We start from the raw sequence: 15,512 nt of genomic DNA, 5'->3' as shown, positions 1-15,512 counted from the left end.
CTATGCAGCTGAATTTCCCGCATTTGCCTGAGGTTACCTCCGTGTTCTCCCAATTCGCCCTGCACGAACGCCTGCTTAAAGCCGTGGCCGAGCTTAAATTCGTCGAGCCAACCCCGGTGCAGGCTGCGGCCATCCCCCTGGCGTTGCAAGGGCGTGACCTGCGCGTCACGGCGCAGACCGGCAGCGGCAAGACGGCGGCATTCGTGCTGCCGCTGCTCAACCGCCTGGTCGACCTGCGTGAGCGCCGGGTGGAGATCCGGGCACTGATCCTGCTGCCTACCCGCGAACTGGCCCAGCAAACCCTCAAGCAGGTGCAGCTGTTCTCCCAGTTCACCTACATCAAGTCGGGCCTGGTGACCGGTGGTGAGGACTTCAAGGAACAGGCCGCGATGCTGCGCAAGGTGCCGGACGTGCTGATCGGCACCCCGGGTCGTCTGCTGGAGCAGCTCAATGCAGGCAACCTCGACCTGTCCCATGTGCAAGTGCTGATTCTCGACGAAGCCGACCGCATGCTGGACATGGGTTTTGCCGAGGACATGGAGCGCCTGTGCAAGGAATGCGAAAACCGCGAGCAAACCCTGCTGTTCTCCGCCACCACCGGCGGTGCGGCGCTGCGCGACATCATCGGCAAGGTGTTGAAAGACCCGGAACACCTGATGCTGAACAGTGTTTCGCAATTGGCCGAAGGCACGCGCCAGCAAATCATTACCGCCGATCACGATCAGCATAAAGAGCAGATCGCGCAGTGGCTGCTGGCCAACGAAACGTTCGACAAGGCAATCATCTTCACCAACACCCGCGCCATGGCTGATCGCATCTACGGTCACCTGGTGGCCAAGGACGTGAAGGCGTTCGTGCTGCACGGCGAGAAAGACCAGAAAGACCGCAAGCTGGCCATCCAGCGTTTCAAGGAAGGCAGCTCCAAGGTACTGGTCGCCACTGACGTTGCCGCCCGTGGCCTGGACATCGACGGCCTGGACCTGGTCATCAACTTCGACATGCCCCGCAGCGGTGACGAGTACGTGCACCGCGTGGGCCGCACCGGCCGGGCCGGTGGCGAAGGGCTGGCCATTTCGTTGATTACCCACAACGACTGGAACCTGATGTCCAGCATCGAACGCTACCTCAAGCAGCAGTTCGAGCGCCGGGTGATCAAGGAAGTGAAGGGCACTTACAGCGGCCCGAAAAAGGTCAAGGCATCGGGCAAGGCGGTCGGCAGCAAGAAGAAAAAGACCGAGAAAAAGACCGGTGACAAAAAGGCTGCTGCCAAGCGCAAGCCTACGGCCAAGCCCAAGGCCAATGCACCTTTGAGCAGTTCCGACGGCCTGGCACCGCTGAAAAAGCGCAAGCCCGCCGCCGAGTAATCACGCCTAGGGTTTCACGGGTGACCCGGCCAGGTCACCCGTGCCCGGGCGCGATGCGCCACCTGTATTAGCCAGCTTTCTTCTCGGCCGCTTTCAATTCCATTATTCGCTTGTCGATCAGTTGGCACTTGTCGGGCAGGTCCTTGCTCGCCGTGCCCAATTCCATCCCTTGCAACTCTTCGTTGATCTCCTTGGCCTTTTGCGGGTTCTGCTCAGTCAGCTGAGTGACCAGCCCGGCCAGTTCTTCGCGTTTCTGTGTGGCCTCGTCCGGCGTGCAGGCCCAAGCGGGCAGGGCGCAGCACAGCGTAGCGGCACAGGCGATGTTCAGCAGCGGTTTCATCCTTTCTACCTCCGGTGATGGTGTTGAGGGGTGGAGAGGCGGCGGGCTGCAATGGTTCACTGGAATAGACAAGTGTAACGGGCTAAAAAACCATCACCCTAATCCTACTCCCGTTTATGTAGGCCTAACCGCCCCCCACTGTGACATTCCGCTGAACCCACCCGGCGCCTGGCGAGTCCCACCCTGTGTACCTCACGTCCACAGCAGGAGGCTTCACCATGAGCAATACCTATGACTGGGACCTGATCGAGCGGCTGTTGCACGAAGTGCAGAACGGCGACGGTCAGAGCTTCACCCCACGCCCCTATGCCGAGCAACATGCTGCAGCACTGGCCGCCAAGGGCGAGCCGGTAGGGGACCTGGACCACCTTAAAACCCGTGCCTGCGAATACGAAAAGCTGCTGCTGCGGCGTGGTTTCATCGAAACCCGGCCCGAGGAAGAAGGCGGCAATGGCGAGAACTTCGTGCTGACCGAGCGTGGCTCGCGGCTGATGAGCCTGATCGACAGCAGCATCCCAGGCTTCGAGCACCCCCGGCAGGTGCTGGATGATCAGGCGGATGCGCTGGACGAAACCACGTTCGAACAGGTGTCATCCAAGGCGCAGATCGCTGGCGGTGCCATTTAAAAGGCTGGTCATACGGGCGTGGGTGATTCGATAATCGTCGGCCCTTTTGCTCTGGTGAGTCGACACCCATGCCTACACCCTCAGCCGGGGCCCGCCCATGAGCGCGGTCCGCAAGAACCCCGATGCATTCGCCTTTCAGGTGATGCTGTTGCTGTGCCTGATCTGGGGTTGCCAGCAGGTACTGATCAAGACGGCTGCCGTGGACATCGCCCCGGTGATGCAAGCGGCGCTGCGCAACGGCATAGCCGCCGTACTGGTAGGCCTTATGGTGTGCTGGCGAGGCGGCTGGGAGCAGGTGGGCAGTACCTGGCGCGCTGGCCTGCTGGCCGGTGGGCTGTTCGGGCTGGAGTTTCTGTTCATTGCCGAGGGGCTGAAACTGACATCGGCGGCGCATATGTCGGTGTTTCTCTATACGGCGCCTGTGTTTACGGCCCTGGGGCTGCATTTCATGCTGCCCAGCGAGCGCCTGAGGTTACTGCAGTGGCTGGGTATTCTGCTGGCCTTCGGCGGTATCGCCCTGGCGTTTGCCGGTGGCCTGTCGTTCGCTGAAATGGATGGGCGCATGCTGCTGGGCGATGCGTTCGGCGTGTTGGCAGGGCTTGCCTGGGGCGCGACGACCGTGGTGGTGCGGGGCTCCAGGCTGTCCGAGGCGCCGGCCACGCTGACGCTGTTCTATCAGCTGGGCGTGGGCTTTGCCGGTTTGCTGCTGATTGCGCTGTTCAGTGGTCAGATCGGTAATGTTGTGCTGACGCCGTTGGCCGTTGGCAGCGTGCTGTTCCAGGGCGTTGTGGTGTCGTTCATCAGTTACCTGACCTGGTTCTGGCTGCTGCGCAAATACCTGGCGTCGAACTTGGCGGTATTTTCTTTCATCACGCCGCTGTTCGGGGTCACTTTCGGTGTGGTGTTGCTGGGTGAGCCCCTGAGCGTGAATTTTGTGGTGGGCGCCTTGCTGGTGCTGTTGGGCGTGGTGCTGGTCAGCGCTGAACCCTGGGTAAAGCAGCAACTGCGCCGGTGGGTGGGGTGAAGCCTGGCAGGTTGTTAACGCACGCTTCGGTGCTGCAGCAACAAAGGGAAACGATTAACCAACCGTCGGAATCCCCAGCAAGCGCTTGATTAGGGGCACAATCACCCTTATCTGTAAGGACATGAGCATGCGCACTGTAGTTCATAGGGCTATGATCTGTATGACGCATCGCAGGACTGATTCGCCGTGAGGCTGACCCGTCAAGGGGGCATTATGAATAAAGCACTGTACAACTGGCTCCACGACCTGGCCGTTGCCTTGGGTCTGATCCCTCCACCGTTGCAGCCGGTGCCCATCCCAACTGATGAAGAACAGCGCAAGCGCCAGCCACGGCGCCGCTGAAAACGCCAAAGGCCGTTGCACCGGGGTGGGTGCAGCGGCCTTTTCGTTTGTGCCGCCAGCGGGTCAGGCCAGCTTCACCGCTGCCACCGGGCGGCGCGACAGCAGGCTGATCACCACGAAGCTCACCAGGCCAATGGCCAGGCTGTAGTAGATCGGCGTATTCGCCTCCAGGCCATCCTTGAACATGAACAGCAGCGCGGTCGCGAAGCCCAGCGTCATGCTGGCGATGGCCCCCGCGGTGCTGGCGCGTTTCCAGAAAATGGCCCCGATCAATGGCACCAGCATACCGCCCACCAGCAGGTTGTAGGCCAGGGTGAGTGCGCTGATCACATCGTTGACCACCAGTGCGATGCCCAGCACCACCAGCCCGGTGATCAGCGTGAACAGGCGGCTGATGCCCAGGCTGGATTGCTTGCCACCCCGCAGCCGCGGCAGCAGGTCTTCGGTCAGGGTAGTGGATGCGGCCAACAGGCCCGCGCTGGCCGTGGACATCATCGCGGCCAGGGCCGCCGCCATCAGCAAGCCACGAATGCCGTCGGGCAGGGTGGTCTTGATCATCTCGGCAAAGGCGTTGTTCGGGTTGGCCAGGTCGGGCATCAGTACATGGGCCGCCATGCCGATCACCGCGCAGGCCAGGCCATACAGCACGCAGTACACCCCGGCGGTGGTGCCGGCACGCTGGCAAACCTTCTCGTCACGGGCAGTGAACACCCGCTGCCAGATGTCCTGGCCGATCAGAATGCCGAAGAAGTAGATGAGGAAGTAGGTGATGATGGTGTCCCAGCCGATGGTGGTCAGCTGGAAGCTGGCCGCCGGCAGCTTGGCCATCAACGTGTCCCAGCCGCCTGCCTTGTACAGGCACACCGGCAGCAGGATGAACATCAGCCCCACGGTCTTGATCACGAACTGCACGATGTCGGTGAGGGTCAGCGACCACATGCCGCCAATGGTCGAGTACAGCACCACCACACCGCCCCCCAGTAGCAGCGAGGCCCAGAACGGCAGGTCGAGCAGTACCTGCAGCACAGTGGCCATGGCCAGCGTGGAGGTCACGGCGATCATCAGCGCGTAGGCCAGCATGATCACGGCACTGGCCTGGCGGGCGGTGGGGTTGTAACGGCGCTCCAGCACCTGGGTCACGGTGAAGATGCGCAGGCGCAGCAGCGGCTTGGCCAGGAACAGGTTGATGGCGATGATGCCCAGGCCTAGCGCTGCGCACAGCCAGAAGCCCGAAATACCGTGTACGTAACCCAGGCGCACGGTGCCGACCGTGGATGCGCCACCCAGCACGGTGGTGGCCATGGTGCCCATGTACAGCACCGGCCCCAGGTTGCGCCCGGCCACCAGGTAGTCTTCATGGGTTTTTGCGCGGCGCATGCCGTACCAGCCAAGCCCTAGCATGGCGGCGGTATAGATCATTACAACAATGATGTCCAAGGCCATTGGGGGTCTCCCGATTATCTTTATTATGGCGAGATCGGCGGCTCGGGCGGTGTTCGCCCGGCAGCCTTTGTAGGTGTTGGCGGGCCTCTATGGCCCTCCCTCATGGCTCCTGCCGGGGGTACTTCTGTACTGCAACTACGAACGTTGGGTCAGTTGCCTAGCGGCGCACTACGCCGGGCAATACGCACAGCATCTCGAACAGCAGGTTGGCGCCCAGCAGCGAGGTATTGCCGGAGGTGTCGTAGGGCGGGGAGACCTCGACCAGGTCGCAGCCGATCAGGTCGAGGCCGTGGCAGCCGCGAATGATCTCCATCGCCTGAATGGTGGTCAAACCGCCAATTTCCGGTGTGCCGGTGCCAGGTGCCCAGGCCGGGTCGATGCCATCGATGTCGAACGACAGGTATACCGGCCCGCCCCCGACTTTCTCCCGCACCTCGGCCATCAACGGCGCCAGCGACTTGTGCCAGCACTCTTCGGCCTGCACTACGCGAAAGCCCTGGCGACGGCTCCAGTTGAAGTCATCGGCGGTGTAGCCCTGGGCACGCAAGCCAATCTGCACCACCCGCTCGCAGTCGAGCAGGCCCTCTTCCACGGCGCGGCGGAAGGTGGTGCCATGGGCGATTTTCTCGCCGAACATATGGTCGTTGACGTCGGCATGGGCGTCGATGTGCACCAGGCCGATCTTGCCATGCTTCTTGTGCAGGGCACGCAGGATAGGCAGGGTGATGGTGTGGTCGCCACCCAGGGTGAGGGGGATGATGTTGTGTTCCAGCACCTCGTCGTACGCTTCTTCGATGATGCGCACGGCGTCCAGCAGGTTGAAGGTGTTGATGGCCACGTCGCCGATATCAGCCACCGACAGTGAATCGAACGGGGCGGCGCCGGTGGCCATGTTGTAGGGGCGGATCATCACCGATTCAGCGCGGATCTGCCGTGGCCCAAAGCGCGTGCCGGAGCGCAGCGAGGTGCCGATATCCAGCGGCACGCCAATGAACGCAGCATCCAGGCCTTCAGCGGTTTGCAGGTGGGGCAGGCGCAGCATGGTGGCGATGCCGCCGAAACGCGGCATTTCGTTGCCGCCCAGTGGTTGGTGGAGGATCTTGTCCACGGTGGGCCTCATCAGTCGGTCGATTGTTGTGTTTGTTCGAACCTGTGCCGCGTGGTCTTGCCGTTGTGCAGCGGGCGGCGGCCAGGGACATTTCGGCCAAGTCTGCGCAACGGGGGGCAGTGGAAGAATCGCTACCGGCAAAAACTTAGTTCAGGAATTTCTAAACTAAAGGCCGCCTAGCGGTTAGACTTCGCGCCAACCCTGTGCGGAATCGTTTATCCATGGCCTCGACACTGCCCGACCTGAAACTGCTGCGCATCTTCGTCAGCGTGGTGCGCCACCAGGGCTTCGCCAACGCACAGCGCGAACTGAACCTGTCCACCTCCGCCATCAGCACCTACATGAGCCAGCTGGAAGGCGCCCTCGGACTGGTGCTGTGCCACCGTGGCCGCGGCGGCTTCAGCCTGACCAGCAAGGGGGAGCTGTTCCACCAGGAAACCTTGCGCTTGCTGGCTGAGCTGGACGGCTTCGAGCAATACGCGGCAGCGCTCAAAGGCGAACTGCGCGGCACCCTCAACCTGGGTGTGATCGACTCCACGGTCGGCGACCGCGCCTTGCCCCTTGCCGAAGCCATCGGCGCCTACAGCCAGGAACACCCGGCCGTGCACCTGCACCTGTCCGTGTCCAGCCCTTACGAGTTGCAGCTGGGCGTGCAGGACAACCGCCTGGACTTGGCCATCGGGGCGTTTTCTTCGCGCATGAGCGGGCTGGTGTACCAGCCGTTGTACCGAGAGCAGCACTGGCTGTACTGCAGTAGCCGCCACCCGTTGTACGCCGAACGGCGCATCCCCGAACAAGTGGTGACCCAGCAGCGCATGGTGGGGCGTGGTTACTGGAGCCAGGCCGAGCTGGCGCGACATGGGTTCAAGCACAGCGCCGCCACGGTGGAGAGCATGGAGGCGCAACTGATCCTGATTCTGTCGGGTGCCTATATCGGCTACCTGCCCGAGCACTATGCCCAGGCCTGGGCAGACAAGGGCGACCTGCGGGTGCTCTCGCCGTCCACCTTCGGCTACCAGGCGCCGTTCTCCATGATCACTCGCCGTGGGCGCAGCCGCGAGCCGCTGATCCAAACCTTCCGCGATCTGCTGAAAAGCCAACTGAACGTGGGCTGATACACATCGCGTTCATGCACTTCGTCGGGCGGCCGATATTTCCTACAGCTACCGCCTCCCACTATGAAAGCGCTCTGCTACACATCAAGGTGCGCTGATGATTTCCTCTTATTCATCCTGCAAGGATCGCCGAAGATGCGCATGAATTTGCCCATTACCGAGCACGAGAGAACTTTCTCCAGCGATCAACGCCTGATCTCCACCACCGACCTGAACAGCCGCATCACCTATTGCAACGATACCTTCGTGGCCATCAGCGGTTTTACCTACGATGAACTGGTCGGCCAACCCCATAACCTTGTGCGTCACCCCGATATGCCGCCTGCGGTGTTCGGCCATATGTGGGACACCATCAAGCAGGGCAAACCCTGGATGGGCGTGGTGAAAAACCGCGCCAAGAATGGCGATTACTATTGGGTGAGCGCCTACGTGACGCCCGTGTACGAGCACGGTCACATCAGCGGCTATGAGTCGGTACGCTCGGTACCCACCCGTGAGCAGATTCACCGCGCAGAACAGCTGTACGCGCGCCTGCGTGCTGGCCGTGCCCCTGTGCCGTTGGCGGCCAGCATCGCCCACGGTCTGCTCCAGGGCCTGCCGTTGATCGGTGCCGGGTTGGCTTCGGGGCTGGGTTACCTGTGGCTACCGCCTCAGGCTGCACTCGGGGTGCTGGGCGCCAGCCTAGTGATGGCGTGGTGCCTGGTGCAGCGCCAGCAGCGGCAGGCGATTCGCCGCACGCTGGCTGAACACCCCAAGGCGTTCACCAGCCCGCTGGTGGCGCTGACCTACAGCAGCAACCCCGGCCTGCATGGCCAGCTGGACCTGGCCATTCTCAGCGAAGAGGCTCGCCTGCAAACCGCCCTGACCCGGCTGGAGGATGCCGGTGTAGGCGTCAAGGCCCGTGCGGCACAGTCGTCGGCGCTGTCCGATGACCAGGCGCGCATGCTGGAACGCCAGCGCAGCGAAACCGACCAGTCCGCCACGGCCATCGCCGAGATGGCCGCGACCATCCAAGAGGTCACACACAACGTGCAAAGCACTGCACATGCGGCAGGTGATGCCGACCAGCTGGCGCAACAGGGTAGCGCGCTGGCCCTTAAAAGCCTGCAGGCCATGGGCAGCATGCGCGACGCGGTCAACGACATCGGCCAGGCGGTCAACGCCCTGGCCGAGCAGACCCAGTCGATTGGCAGCGTGGTGGACGTGATTACCGCGATCGCCGAGCAGACCAACCTGCTGGCACTCAATGCGGCCATCGAGGCCGCCCGTGCCGGCGAGCAGGGCCGCGGCTTCGCCGTGGTGGCCGATGAGGTGCGTTCGCTGGCCCAGCGCACCCGTACCTCGACCGAGGAAATCCACCAGATCATCGATTCGTTGCGCGCAGGTACTGAACGGGCCGTGAACTCAGCCAGCCGGGGTGAGCAGATTTCGCGGGACAGTGTGCACAGTGTCGAAGCCGTGCAGGCTGCGCTCAGCGGCATCGCCCAGGCCGTCAGCCGCATCACGGGCATGAGCCAGCAGATGGCCACGGCGTCGGAGCAGCAGAGCCACGTTGCCGAGGACATCAACCAGCAGATCACCCGCATCGCCCAGCTCAGTGATCAAAGTGCCGGCCAGGCCCGGCAGGGCGCGCAGATCAGCCAGGACCTGGAGCGCATGGCCGATTACCTGCACAGCCTGGCCGAGCGCTTCAACCGCTGATCGCGCCCGCGGCGCAGGTTCTGTGGCACACTGCGCCGCCCAGGAGAACCCCATGCCCAGACCCCGTTGCGAGCGGTGCCAGCGCCCCAGCGAGCACTGCCTCTGCCCGTTGATTCCCACATTGGGCAGCCGCACCCGTGTGCTGCTGTTACAGCACACCAGCGAAGCCTCCCATGCCTTGAACACCGCACGGCTTGTGGCGCTCGGCCTGCAGAATGCCCAGCTGCTGGTTGGCGAGGTGTTCGAAGAATTGGGCACACTATTGGCTGCCCCCGGCTATCGGCCGGTGTTGCTGTTTCCGGGGGATGATGCTCAGCCGCTCACGGCGGGCGGCCAACAGGACGACAGGCCGTTACTGCTGGTGGTGCCCGACGGTACCTGGCGCAAGGCACGCAAGTTGTTGTACCTCAACCCTTTGCTGGCGGCGCTGCCGAAGGTAACGCTGAAGGCCGGTGGGGTATCCCGCTACAGGCTGCGCAAGGCACCCAAGGAAGGCGCCTTGTCCACCCTCGAAGCGGTGGTGCGGGCATTGAATGAGCTCGAATGCCCCAACAGCTTCGACGGGTTGCTGGCACCCTTCGACGCGTTGATAGACGGGCAGATCAAGGCGATGGGTGACGCCACTTACCAGCGCAACCACGGCGCCGGTTGAACGCATGGCGCCCCCACCGGGCGCCATGCTGCGGGCTGCGGTCAGCGCATGTCTGGCAGGCGGGCGTCGGTGCGCACTTCGGTAGTGGCGTAGGCTTCTGGCGGCAGCGAGATGCGCTGCTTGCTGAGCAACTCGCCCATGGTCGCCAGCACGCGGTAACGCGAGTATTCCTCGGTATAGCGCACCTCGGTGTAGCGGCGGTCAGCGTTGTACAGTTCGTTCTCACTGTCCAGCACGTCCAGCAGGGTACGCTGGCCCAGGCCGAACTGGTCCTGGTACGCGGCACGCACTCGCTTGGTGGTGTCGGCGTATTCACGTGCGGTTGGCAGCTGCTTGCTGGCGTTGGTCATGGCGTTCCAGGCCAGGCTCAGGTTCTCGGTCAACTCGCGCAGGGCATTGTTGCGAATGTCCAGGGCTTGGTTGATCTTGTGCGAGTCGGAGCGCAGGCGTGCGCTGTCGCTGCCGCCGCGGAACAGGTTGTAGTTCATTTCAACGCCGGCTTGCCAGTCGTTGTTGCTGTGGCCTTTTTCGCCGCCAGTGTTGTTGTTGGCGCCGGTTGCCAGAATGGCGTCGAAGCGCGGGTAGAAGGTCGACTTGCCGACTTCGTACTGCTTCTCGGCGGCGTTCACGTCAGCCTGGGCCGACTTGATGTACGGGTTGTTCTGGCGCATGCCTTCGCGGGCTTCTTCCAGGTTGGCCGGCATCTGCACATTGATCGACTGCGGGTCTTCCAACTCGTCCGGCACCCGGCCTACCACACTGAAGAAGTTGGCTTCAGCATCGGCCAAGTCGACTTCGGCGGTGTCCAGGTTGTTCTCGGCCAGTGCACGACGGGCGCGAGACTGGTCAAGGTCAGCGGTGCTGCCTACGCCGCGCTCGTTGCGCAGGCCGATCTGGTCATTGACCCGCAGGTGGGCTTGCAGGTTGTTCTTGGCCAGGGTTACCAGTTCGCGGCGCTTGAGCACTTCCAGGTAGACCTCGATGGCACGCAGGGCAACGTCCTGGGCCACGGCCTGGGTGTAGTAGGCGCGCGAAGTGGAGACTGCTTCGGTGCGGCCTACCTCGTTGGAAGTGTTGAACCCGTCGAAGATCATCTGCCGCAGGCGCAGCTCGGACTGCGTGTAGTTCAGGGTTTCCTTGTTATGCCTGCCCTGGGCGCGGGTGTTGGCATTATCGGAACGCTGGCGGCCATAGCCGGCAACCAGGTCTACGGACGGGTAGTAGCCACCGCGGGCAAACTTCACGTCTTCGTCTGCAGACAGCTTGCTGTTGCGGTTGGAGCTGACCTGGGGATGGTAGTCCACGGCGCTCTGCACAGCTTCGGTGATCGACATCGCCTGTACGTTGGCACTTGCCAGAGCCAACAGTAATGCACTGGTGATGGGGTTCAAAACGCGCATGGGTACCTCTCCCTGATCCTGGGTTGATCCTGCTTTTCGCCAAAAAAATGACTATATCGTGATGTTGTATAGTGTTGCAGGTTTTTAATCCCACAGCTAAGTACATTCAGCGCGATATATAAGAAGATTTCTTCATATCAAACTGCTATATGCGACCTATTTTGTCTAACGGCAATGCAATTTATCTACAGGATTGTCCCCGGTTTCCCGTTCAGGTCCTTGTGAAATAAGGGTTGCGGGCGGTTCCAGAACGAAAGCCGCTAAGAGGACGCGGAACTAGGCGATATTGATATTTGGCGACAGAATATTGTCACGCCCTGGGTGGCAACGTCTTCTGTTTGAGGATGTAAAGGCTCACCAACAGGGCGCTGGCCAGCATGAAGGCACGCGCCCACGGCAGGGGCACCAGGTAGCAGGAGAGACCGATACTGGCCCACATCAAGGCGATGGCGTACACCTTGGCCTTCAGCGGGATACCTTCACCACTCAAATAGCCTTGGATCCATGGCCCAAGCTTTGGGTGATGCACCAGCCAGTGATGAAAGCGGGGGGAGCTGCGGGCGAAGCAGGCTGCGGCAAGCAGCAGAAAAGGCGTGGTAGGCAGCACCGGTAGAAAGATGCCCACCACGCCCAGCGCTACGCTGAGCCAGCCAATGGCCAGCAGCAGGTAGCGCACAGGGGGCTCAGTGGTGACGTGGCTTGAGCAGGGCAGGCTTCTCTTCCGGGGCGTGCAGCAGCAGGAACAGCGCCGTCAGGGCTTCCGGGATCTGCACGATCATGTCGTCCTGCAGGCTGGCATTGGCGGCGATGTCGGCGAACTCCGGTTGCTCATCGAACAGGCCCGAACCGACCATGATCGGCAGCAGCATTTCGCTCACTTCCTCTTCGGCGTTCTCGAACCACGCTTCCTCGCGCAGGAACACGCCTTCCATGAAGCCGATGCACCAGCCGCGCAGGTCGGAATCGTCTGGCTCGTCGGTGAGGTCGAGGTCGCAGGGCAGCTCGAACTCATCGTCGCTGGCCAGCTGGCGGGCGATATGAGCCTTGAGCGCCACCAGCGTGGCTTCGATCTCGGTGCGCTGGGCGTCGCTGGCGTAGTGGGGTTCCTCGGCGAACAGGGCGTCGATCCACTCACGCTCAGGCACGTCTTCGGCATTGATCGACAAGGCGGTCAGGTAGCCGTGGGCGGCGACATAGTCCAACGCTTCCTCGTGCAGCTCGTCGGCGTCGAGGAAGGCTTGCAGGCGGGTCAGTTGCTCGGCGAAGGACATTACAGGGCTACCTTGGGAATAAACGATACCGAATTCTAGCACCTTGCGGCGGTGGCGGGGCAAAGGAACGTCCATCGCGGCGGTGCCTGTGCGGGGTGGTGCTGCGGTATACTTGTCGGTTTCCAATCCAGGGGCGGGCTTTGCCGTACCTCTGGAAAAAACCGCTTACGCATTCGGCGTGTGCGGAGCGGGTTTTTCGTCCAGCCTGTGTCCAGGATGGTACGGCGTTTTGTGGAGTTGCACATGCTCGAACAGGCTCAGCGCGTTCTCAAGGATATCTTCGGCTACGACAGTTTCCGGGGGCGCCAGGCAGCGATCATCGAATGCGTGGCCAATGGTGGCGATGCCCTGGTACTGATGCCCACCGGCGGCGGCAAGTCGTTGTGCTTCCAGGTGCCGGGGTTGTTGCGCCCGGGGCTTACGGTGGTGGTTTCGCCACTGATCGCGCTGATGGACGACCAGGTGGCCACGCTGGATGAACTGGGGGTGGCGGCTGCGGCGCTCAACTCCACGCTCAGCGCCGAGCAGCAGCGTGACCTGGCTGGCCGCTTGCGCCGTGGCGAGGTGAAAATGCTCTACCTGGCGCCAGAGCGCCTGGTGCAGCCGCGCATGCTCGACTTCCTGCGTGAGCTGGATATTTCCCTGTTCGCCATCGACGAGGCCCACTGCGTATCCCAATGGGGGCATGACTTCCGGCCGGAGTATCTGCAACTCGGCCAGTTGGCCGAACTGTTCCCCCATGTACCGCGCATCGCGTTGACGGCAACCGCCGACATGCGCACCCGCGAGGAAATCGTTCAGCGCCTTCACCTGCAGGGCGCCGAACGTTTTCTGTCGAGTTTCGACCGGCCCAACATCTTCTACCGCATCGTGCCCAAGGAGGCGCCACGCAAGCAGCTCATGGCATTTCTGGGCGAGCGCCGCGGCAACGCCGGCATCGTCTATTGCCTGTCGCGCAAGAAGGTCGATGAAACCGCCGCATTTTTGTGTGACCAGGGCTTCCCTGCGCTGCCTTACCACGCCGGCCTGGCCGCCGAGACCCGCTCGGCCAACCAGCACCGCTTTCTCAACGAGGAAGGGCTGATCATGGTGGCTACCATTGCCTTCGGCATGGGCATCGACAAGCCCAACGTGCGCTTCGTCGCGCACCTCGACCTGCCCAAGTCGATGGAGGCGTACTACCAGGAAACCGGCCGCGCCGGGCGTGACGGCCTGCCGTCAGATGCCTGGATGGCTTACGGCCTGCAAGACATGGTCATGCTTAAGCAGATGCTGCAGAACTCCGAGGGCGACGAGCGTCACAAGCGCATCGAGCAGCACAAGCTCGACGCCATGCTGGCCCTGTGCGAAGAAACCCGCTGCCGGCGCCAGACCCTGCTTGCCTACTTCGACGAGACCCTCGAGCAACCCTGCGGGCACTGTGACAACTGCGTAGACAACGTGCAAACCTGGGACGCCACCGAGCCGGCGCGCCAAGCGCTGTCGGCGGTGTTCCGAACCGGCCAGCGCTACGGCGTTGGGCATCTGGTCGATGTACTGCTCGGCAAGGACACCGAAAAAGTGCGCAACTTCGGGCACGAGAAACTCTCGGTGTTCGGGGTGGGCAAGGCGCTGCCGGAGGCCGAGTGGCGGTCACTGTTCCGCCAGCTGGTGGCGCGGGGGCTGGTGGACATCGACCTTGAAGGCTACGGCGGCCTGCGGCTTTCGGACAGCTGCCGGCCGTTGCTGCGCGGCGAGGTCACCTTGCAGCTGCGGCGCGACCTCAAGCCGCAAACCGTCGCCCGCACCGCGTCCTCGGGGGGCGGCAGCCCGGCCAGCCAACTGGTGCGTGCCGAAGAGCGCGAACTGTGGGAAGCACTGCGCACCCTGCGGCGCAAGCTGGCAGAAGAACACCGCGTGCCGCCCTATGTCATCTTCCCCGATTCCACCCTGCTGGAAATGCTTCGCAGCCAGCCTGCCACCCTCAGCGACATGGCCCAGGTCAGCGGCGTGGGCGCGCGCAAGCTGGAACGTTACGGGCAGGCCTTCCTGGAGGTGCTCAACGGCAGTGGCGGCACTGACGAGGCGCCGAAGGTGGTACTGGACCTGCGCCATGAACTGGTCAGCCTGGCCCGCGCTGGCATGACCCCCGCGCAGATCGCCGGCCAGCTGAGTTGCAGCGAGAAGAACGTCTACAGCCTGCTGGCCGAGGCACTGGGGCGTCAGGAGCTGAACCTTGAGCAGGCACTGGACCTGCCTGAAGAACTGCTGGCCGAAATTCAGGATGCCTTCCTGGACGGCGAAGGCGAGCTGCCCCCGGTTTCGGCCATCGCCCCTCTGTTTGGCCCGCGAGTGCCGGAGGGCGTGCTGCACTGCGTGCGTGCAGCGTTGGCGGCGGAGTTCGAGTTGTGATTGCCGATAACGGCGTTGGCACTTGGCCCGTCCGCTGACCCGTGTCATGTGTTCGCACGATTGCCGGGCATTCGTCCCGCCCATCGGCTTGCCTCCCCGGGCGCGTCATGGTTAGCTGCCTAATAATTAGATCTTTTCAACGAGTTGCTTATGCCCCTGACTGACAACCAACACCGCTTCGGCATGCAGCTGGCCCAGATGTCCCGAGGTTGGCGCGCTGAGCTCGATCGCCGCCTGGCGGGGCTCAACCTGTCCCAGGCCCGCTGGTTGGTGCTGCTGCACCTGGCCCGCTTTGCAGAGGCCCCCACCCAGCGTGAGCTGGCCCAGAGCGTGGGTGTGGAAGGCCCGACACTGGCGCGGCTGCTGGACAGCCTCGAAGGGCAGGGGTTGGTGCGTCGGCAGGCGGTGATGGAGGACCGGCGGGCGAAGAAGATTCAGCTGTGCCCGCCCGCCAGGCCGCTGATCGAGCAGATCGAAACCATTGCCAACCAACTGCGGGTGGAGTTGTTCAGTGGCGTTGATGAGGCTGACCTTGAAGTCTGTATGCGCGTGCACGCGAAGATCCTGGGGAATCTCGAGAAGCCCTGATCGGCTTGGGGTATCGCACTGCATGTAACTTGCTGATTCAGCAGAGCCCCTGTGGAAGCAACTGTCTTCCACGAGATTTCAACGTTGGCGCAATCACTGGACTGCCCCACAAAAGTTGGACAGTTTCAGCTAGCAGCCTTGAGGCCA

The 15,512-nt window shown here is 62.7% G+C and carries 15 protein-coding genes and 1 pseudogene; 10 read left to right on the top strand and 6 right to left on the bottom strand.

The features are described 5' to 3' along the window. Window positions 1-2: 2 nt before the first annotated feature. The gene (locus tag IAE33_RS21225) at window positions 3-1,364 is read left to right on the top strand and encodes a DEAD/DEAH box helicase (RefSeq protein WP_028635460.1); all 1,362 of its coding nucleotides are present in this window, start codon (window positions 3-5) and stop codon (window positions 1,362-1,364) included. A gap of 67 nt (window positions 1,365-1,431) precedes the next feature. Here the strand turns inward: IAE33_RS21225 and IAE33_RS21220 are convergent, their stop codons facing one another. Beyond that, complete coding sequence (locus IAE33_RS21220; protein ID WP_060481374.1) at window positions 1,432-1,704, bottom strand: hypothetical protein; 273 nt, start codon at window positions 1,702-1,704, stop codon at window positions 1,432-1,434. Window positions 1,705-1,922: 218 nt separating this feature from the next. Here IAE33_RS21220 and IAE33_RS21215 point away from each other — a divergent pair, with 218 nt between their 5' ends. The 3 genes from IAE33_RS21215 (at window position 1,923) to IAE33_RS24780 (ending at window position 3,696) form a co-directional block, all read left to right on the top strand. Further along, window positions 1,923-2,330 carry a transcriptional regulator gene (locus tag IAE33_RS21215; RefSeq protein ID WP_201164956.1) on the top strand — a complete coding sequence of 136 codons (408 nt, stop codon included), beginning with the start codon at window positions 1,923-1,925 and terminating at the stop codon, window positions 2,328-2,330. A gap of 97 nt (window positions 2,331-2,427) precedes the next feature. Further along, window positions 2,428-3,354, top strand: a complete 927-nt coding sequence (locus IAE33_RS21210; RefSeq protein ID WP_201164955.1) for a DMT family transporter — start codon at window positions 2,428-2,430, stop codon at window positions 3,352-3,354. A 213-nt stretch (window positions 3,355-3,567) separates the two neighbouring features. Beyond that, window positions 3,568-3,696 (top strand): PA1414 family protein, encoded by a 129-nt coding sequence (locus IAE33_RS24780; protein WP_256217484.1) that lies wholly within the window; start codon window positions 3,568-3,570, stop codon window positions 3,694-3,696. Window positions 3,697-3,759: 63 nt separating this feature from the next. On the opposite strand, the gene IAE33_RS21205 is transcribed toward IAE33_RS24780, so the two are convergent. Both IAE33_RS21205 and speB read right to left on the bottom strand, forming a co-directional pair. Beyond that, window positions 3,760-5,139 (bottom strand): sodium:solute symporter, encoded by a 1,380-nt coding sequence (locus tag IAE33_RS21205; RefSeq protein ID WP_201164954.1) that lies wholly within the window; start codon window positions 5,137-5,139, stop codon window positions 3,760-3,762. A gap of 157 nt (window positions 5,140-5,296) precedes the next feature. Next, window positions 5,297-6,247, bottom strand: coding sequence for an agmatinase (gene speB / locus IAE33_RS21200; protein ID WP_201164953.1), 951 nt, complete (start codon window positions 6,245-6,247; stop codon window positions 5,297-5,299). Between the two features lie 221 nt (window positions 6,248-6,468). Here speB and IAE33_RS21195 point away from each other — a divergent pair, with 221 nt between their 5' ends. The 4 genes and pseudogenes from IAE33_RS21195 to IAE33_RS21185 all read left to right on the top strand — a co-directional run bounded on the left by IAE33_RS21195 (window position 6,469) and on the right by IAE33_RS21185 (window position 9,715). After that, complete coding sequence (locus tag IAE33_RS21195) at window positions 6,469-7,362, top strand: LysR family transcriptional regulator (RefSeq protein WP_028635466.1); 894 nt, start codon at window positions 6,469-6,471, stop codon at window positions 7,360-7,362. 63 nt (window positions 7,363-7,425) lie between these two features. Then, window positions 7,426-7,776: pseudogene (locus IAE33_RS25025) on the top strand (PAS domain-containing protein); the annotation flags it as partial. A gap of 252 nt (window positions 7,777-8,028) precedes the next feature. Continuing rightward, window positions 8,029-9,063, top strand: coding sequence for a methyl-accepting chemotaxis protein (locus IAE33_RS21190; RefSeq protein WP_442967397.1), 1,035 nt, complete (start codon window positions 8,029-8,031; stop codon window positions 9,061-9,063). A 52-nt stretch (window positions 9,064-9,115) separates the two neighbouring features. Further along, a complete protein-coding gene (locus tag IAE33_RS21185) occupies window positions 9,116-9,715 on the top strand; it encodes a tRNA-uridine aminocarboxypropyltransferase (protein WP_201164951.1) in 600 nt (199 codons plus the stop codon). A gap of 41 nt (window positions 9,716-9,756) precedes the next feature. Here IAE33_RS21185 and IAE33_RS21180 read toward each other — a convergent pair whose 3' ends face one another. The 3 genes from IAE33_RS21180 to IAE33_RS21170 form a co-directional block, all read right to left on the bottom strand. Next, on the bottom strand, window positions 9,757-11,115 hold the full coding sequence (locus IAE33_RS21180; RefSeq protein ID WP_060481379.1) for a TolC family outer membrane protein: 1,359 nt from the start codon (window positions 11,113-11,115) through the stop codon (window positions 9,757-9,759). Between the two features lie 310 nt (window positions 11,116-11,425). After that, window positions 11,426-11,791: a YbaN family protein gene (locus IAE33_RS21175; RefSeq protein WP_201164950.1), complete on the bottom strand. Its 366-nt coding sequence runs from the start codon at window positions 11,789-11,791 to the stop codon at window positions 11,426-11,428. Between the two features lie 7 nt (window positions 11,792-11,798). Beyond that, on the bottom strand, window positions 11,799-12,386 hold the full coding sequence (locus IAE33_RS21170) for a YecA/YgfB family protein (protein WP_201164949.1): 588 nt from the start codon (window positions 12,384-12,386) through the stop codon (window positions 11,799-11,801). Between the two features lie 243 nt (window positions 12,387-12,629). Between IAE33_RS21170 and recQ the strand changes: the two genes are divergently transcribed. Together recQ and IAE33_RS21160 are read left to right on the top strand one after the other, a co-directional pair. Beyond that, window positions 12,630-14,777 (top strand): DNA helicase RecQ, encoded by a 2,148-nt coding sequence (gene recQ, locus IAE33_RS21165; RefSeq protein ID WP_201164948.1) that lies wholly within the window; start codon window positions 12,630-12,632, stop codon window positions 14,775-14,777. Window positions 14,778-14,927: 150 nt separating this feature from the next. Beyond that, on the top strand, window positions 14,928-15,365 hold the full coding sequence (locus IAE33_RS21160) for a MarR family transcriptional regulator (RefSeq protein WP_028635473.1): 438 nt from the start codon (window positions 14,928-14,930) through the stop codon (window positions 15,363-15,365). The last annotated feature ends 147 nt before the right edge of the window (window positions 15,366-15,512 follow it).

Source organism: Pseudomonas sp. S60 (genome assembly GCF_016647865.1).
In the GTDB taxonomy this organism is placed as follows: domain Bacteria; phylum Pseudomonadota; class Gammaproteobacteria; order Pseudomonadales; family Pseudomonadaceae; genus Aquipseudomonas; species Aquipseudomonas parafulva.
Note: the sequence above shows the minus strand (reverse complement) of the source record. Positions and strands in the feature narration are given on the sequence as shown.

What these genes read in the sequence shown, in the direction of transcription:
- IAE33_RS21225 (WP_028635460.1), top strand. Translation starts at nt 3, where the DNA reads ATGCAGCTGAATTTCCCGCATTTGCCTGAGGTTACCTCCGTGTTCTCC.
- IAE33_RS21220 (WP_060481374.1), bottom strand. Translation starts at nt 1,704, where the DNA reads ATGAAACCGCTGCTGAACATCGCCTGTGCCGCTACGCTGTGCTGCGCC.
- IAE33_RS21215 (WP_201164956.1), top strand. Translation starts at nt 1,923, where the DNA reads ATGAGCAATACCTATGACTGGGACCTGATCGAGCGGCTGTTGCACGAA.
- IAE33_RS21210 (WP_201164955.1), top strand. Translation starts at nt 2,428, where the DNA reads ATGAGCGCGGTCCGCAAGAACCCCGATGCATTCGCCTTTCAGGTGATG.
- IAE33_RS24780 (WP_256217484.1), top strand. Translation starts at nt 3,568, where the DNA reads ATGAATAAAGCACTGTACAACTGGCTCCACGACCTGGCCGTTGCCTTG.
- IAE33_RS21205 (WP_201164954.1), bottom strand. Translation starts at nt 5,139, where the DNA reads ATGGCCTTGGACATCATTGTTGTAATGATCTATACCGCCGCCATGCTA.
- IAE33_RS21195 (WP_028635466.1), top strand. Translation starts at nt 6,469, where the DNA reads ATGGCCTCGACACTGCCCGACCTGAAACTGCTGCGCATCTTCGTCAGC.
- IAE33_RS21185 (WP_201164951.1), top strand. Translation starts at nt 9,116, where the DNA reads ATGCCCAGACCCCGTTGCGAGCGGTGCCAGCGCCCCAGCGAGCACTGC.
- IAE33_RS21180 (WP_060481379.1), bottom strand. Translation starts at nt 11,115, where the DNA reads ATGCGCGTTTTGAACCCCATCACCAGTGCATTACTGTTGGCTCTGGCA.
- IAE33_RS21170 (WP_201164949.1), bottom strand. Translation starts at nt 12,386, where the DNA reads ATGTCCTTCGCCGAGCAACTGACCCGCCTGCAAGCCTTCCTCGACGCC.
- recQ (WP_201164948.1), top strand. Translation starts at nt 12,630, where the DNA reads ATGCTCGAACAGGCTCAGCGCGTTCTCAAGGATATCTTCGGCTACGAC.
- IAE33_RS21160 (WP_028635473.1), top strand. Translation starts at nt 14,928, where the DNA reads ATGCCCCTGACTGACAACCAACACCGCTTCGGCATGCAGCTGGCCCAG.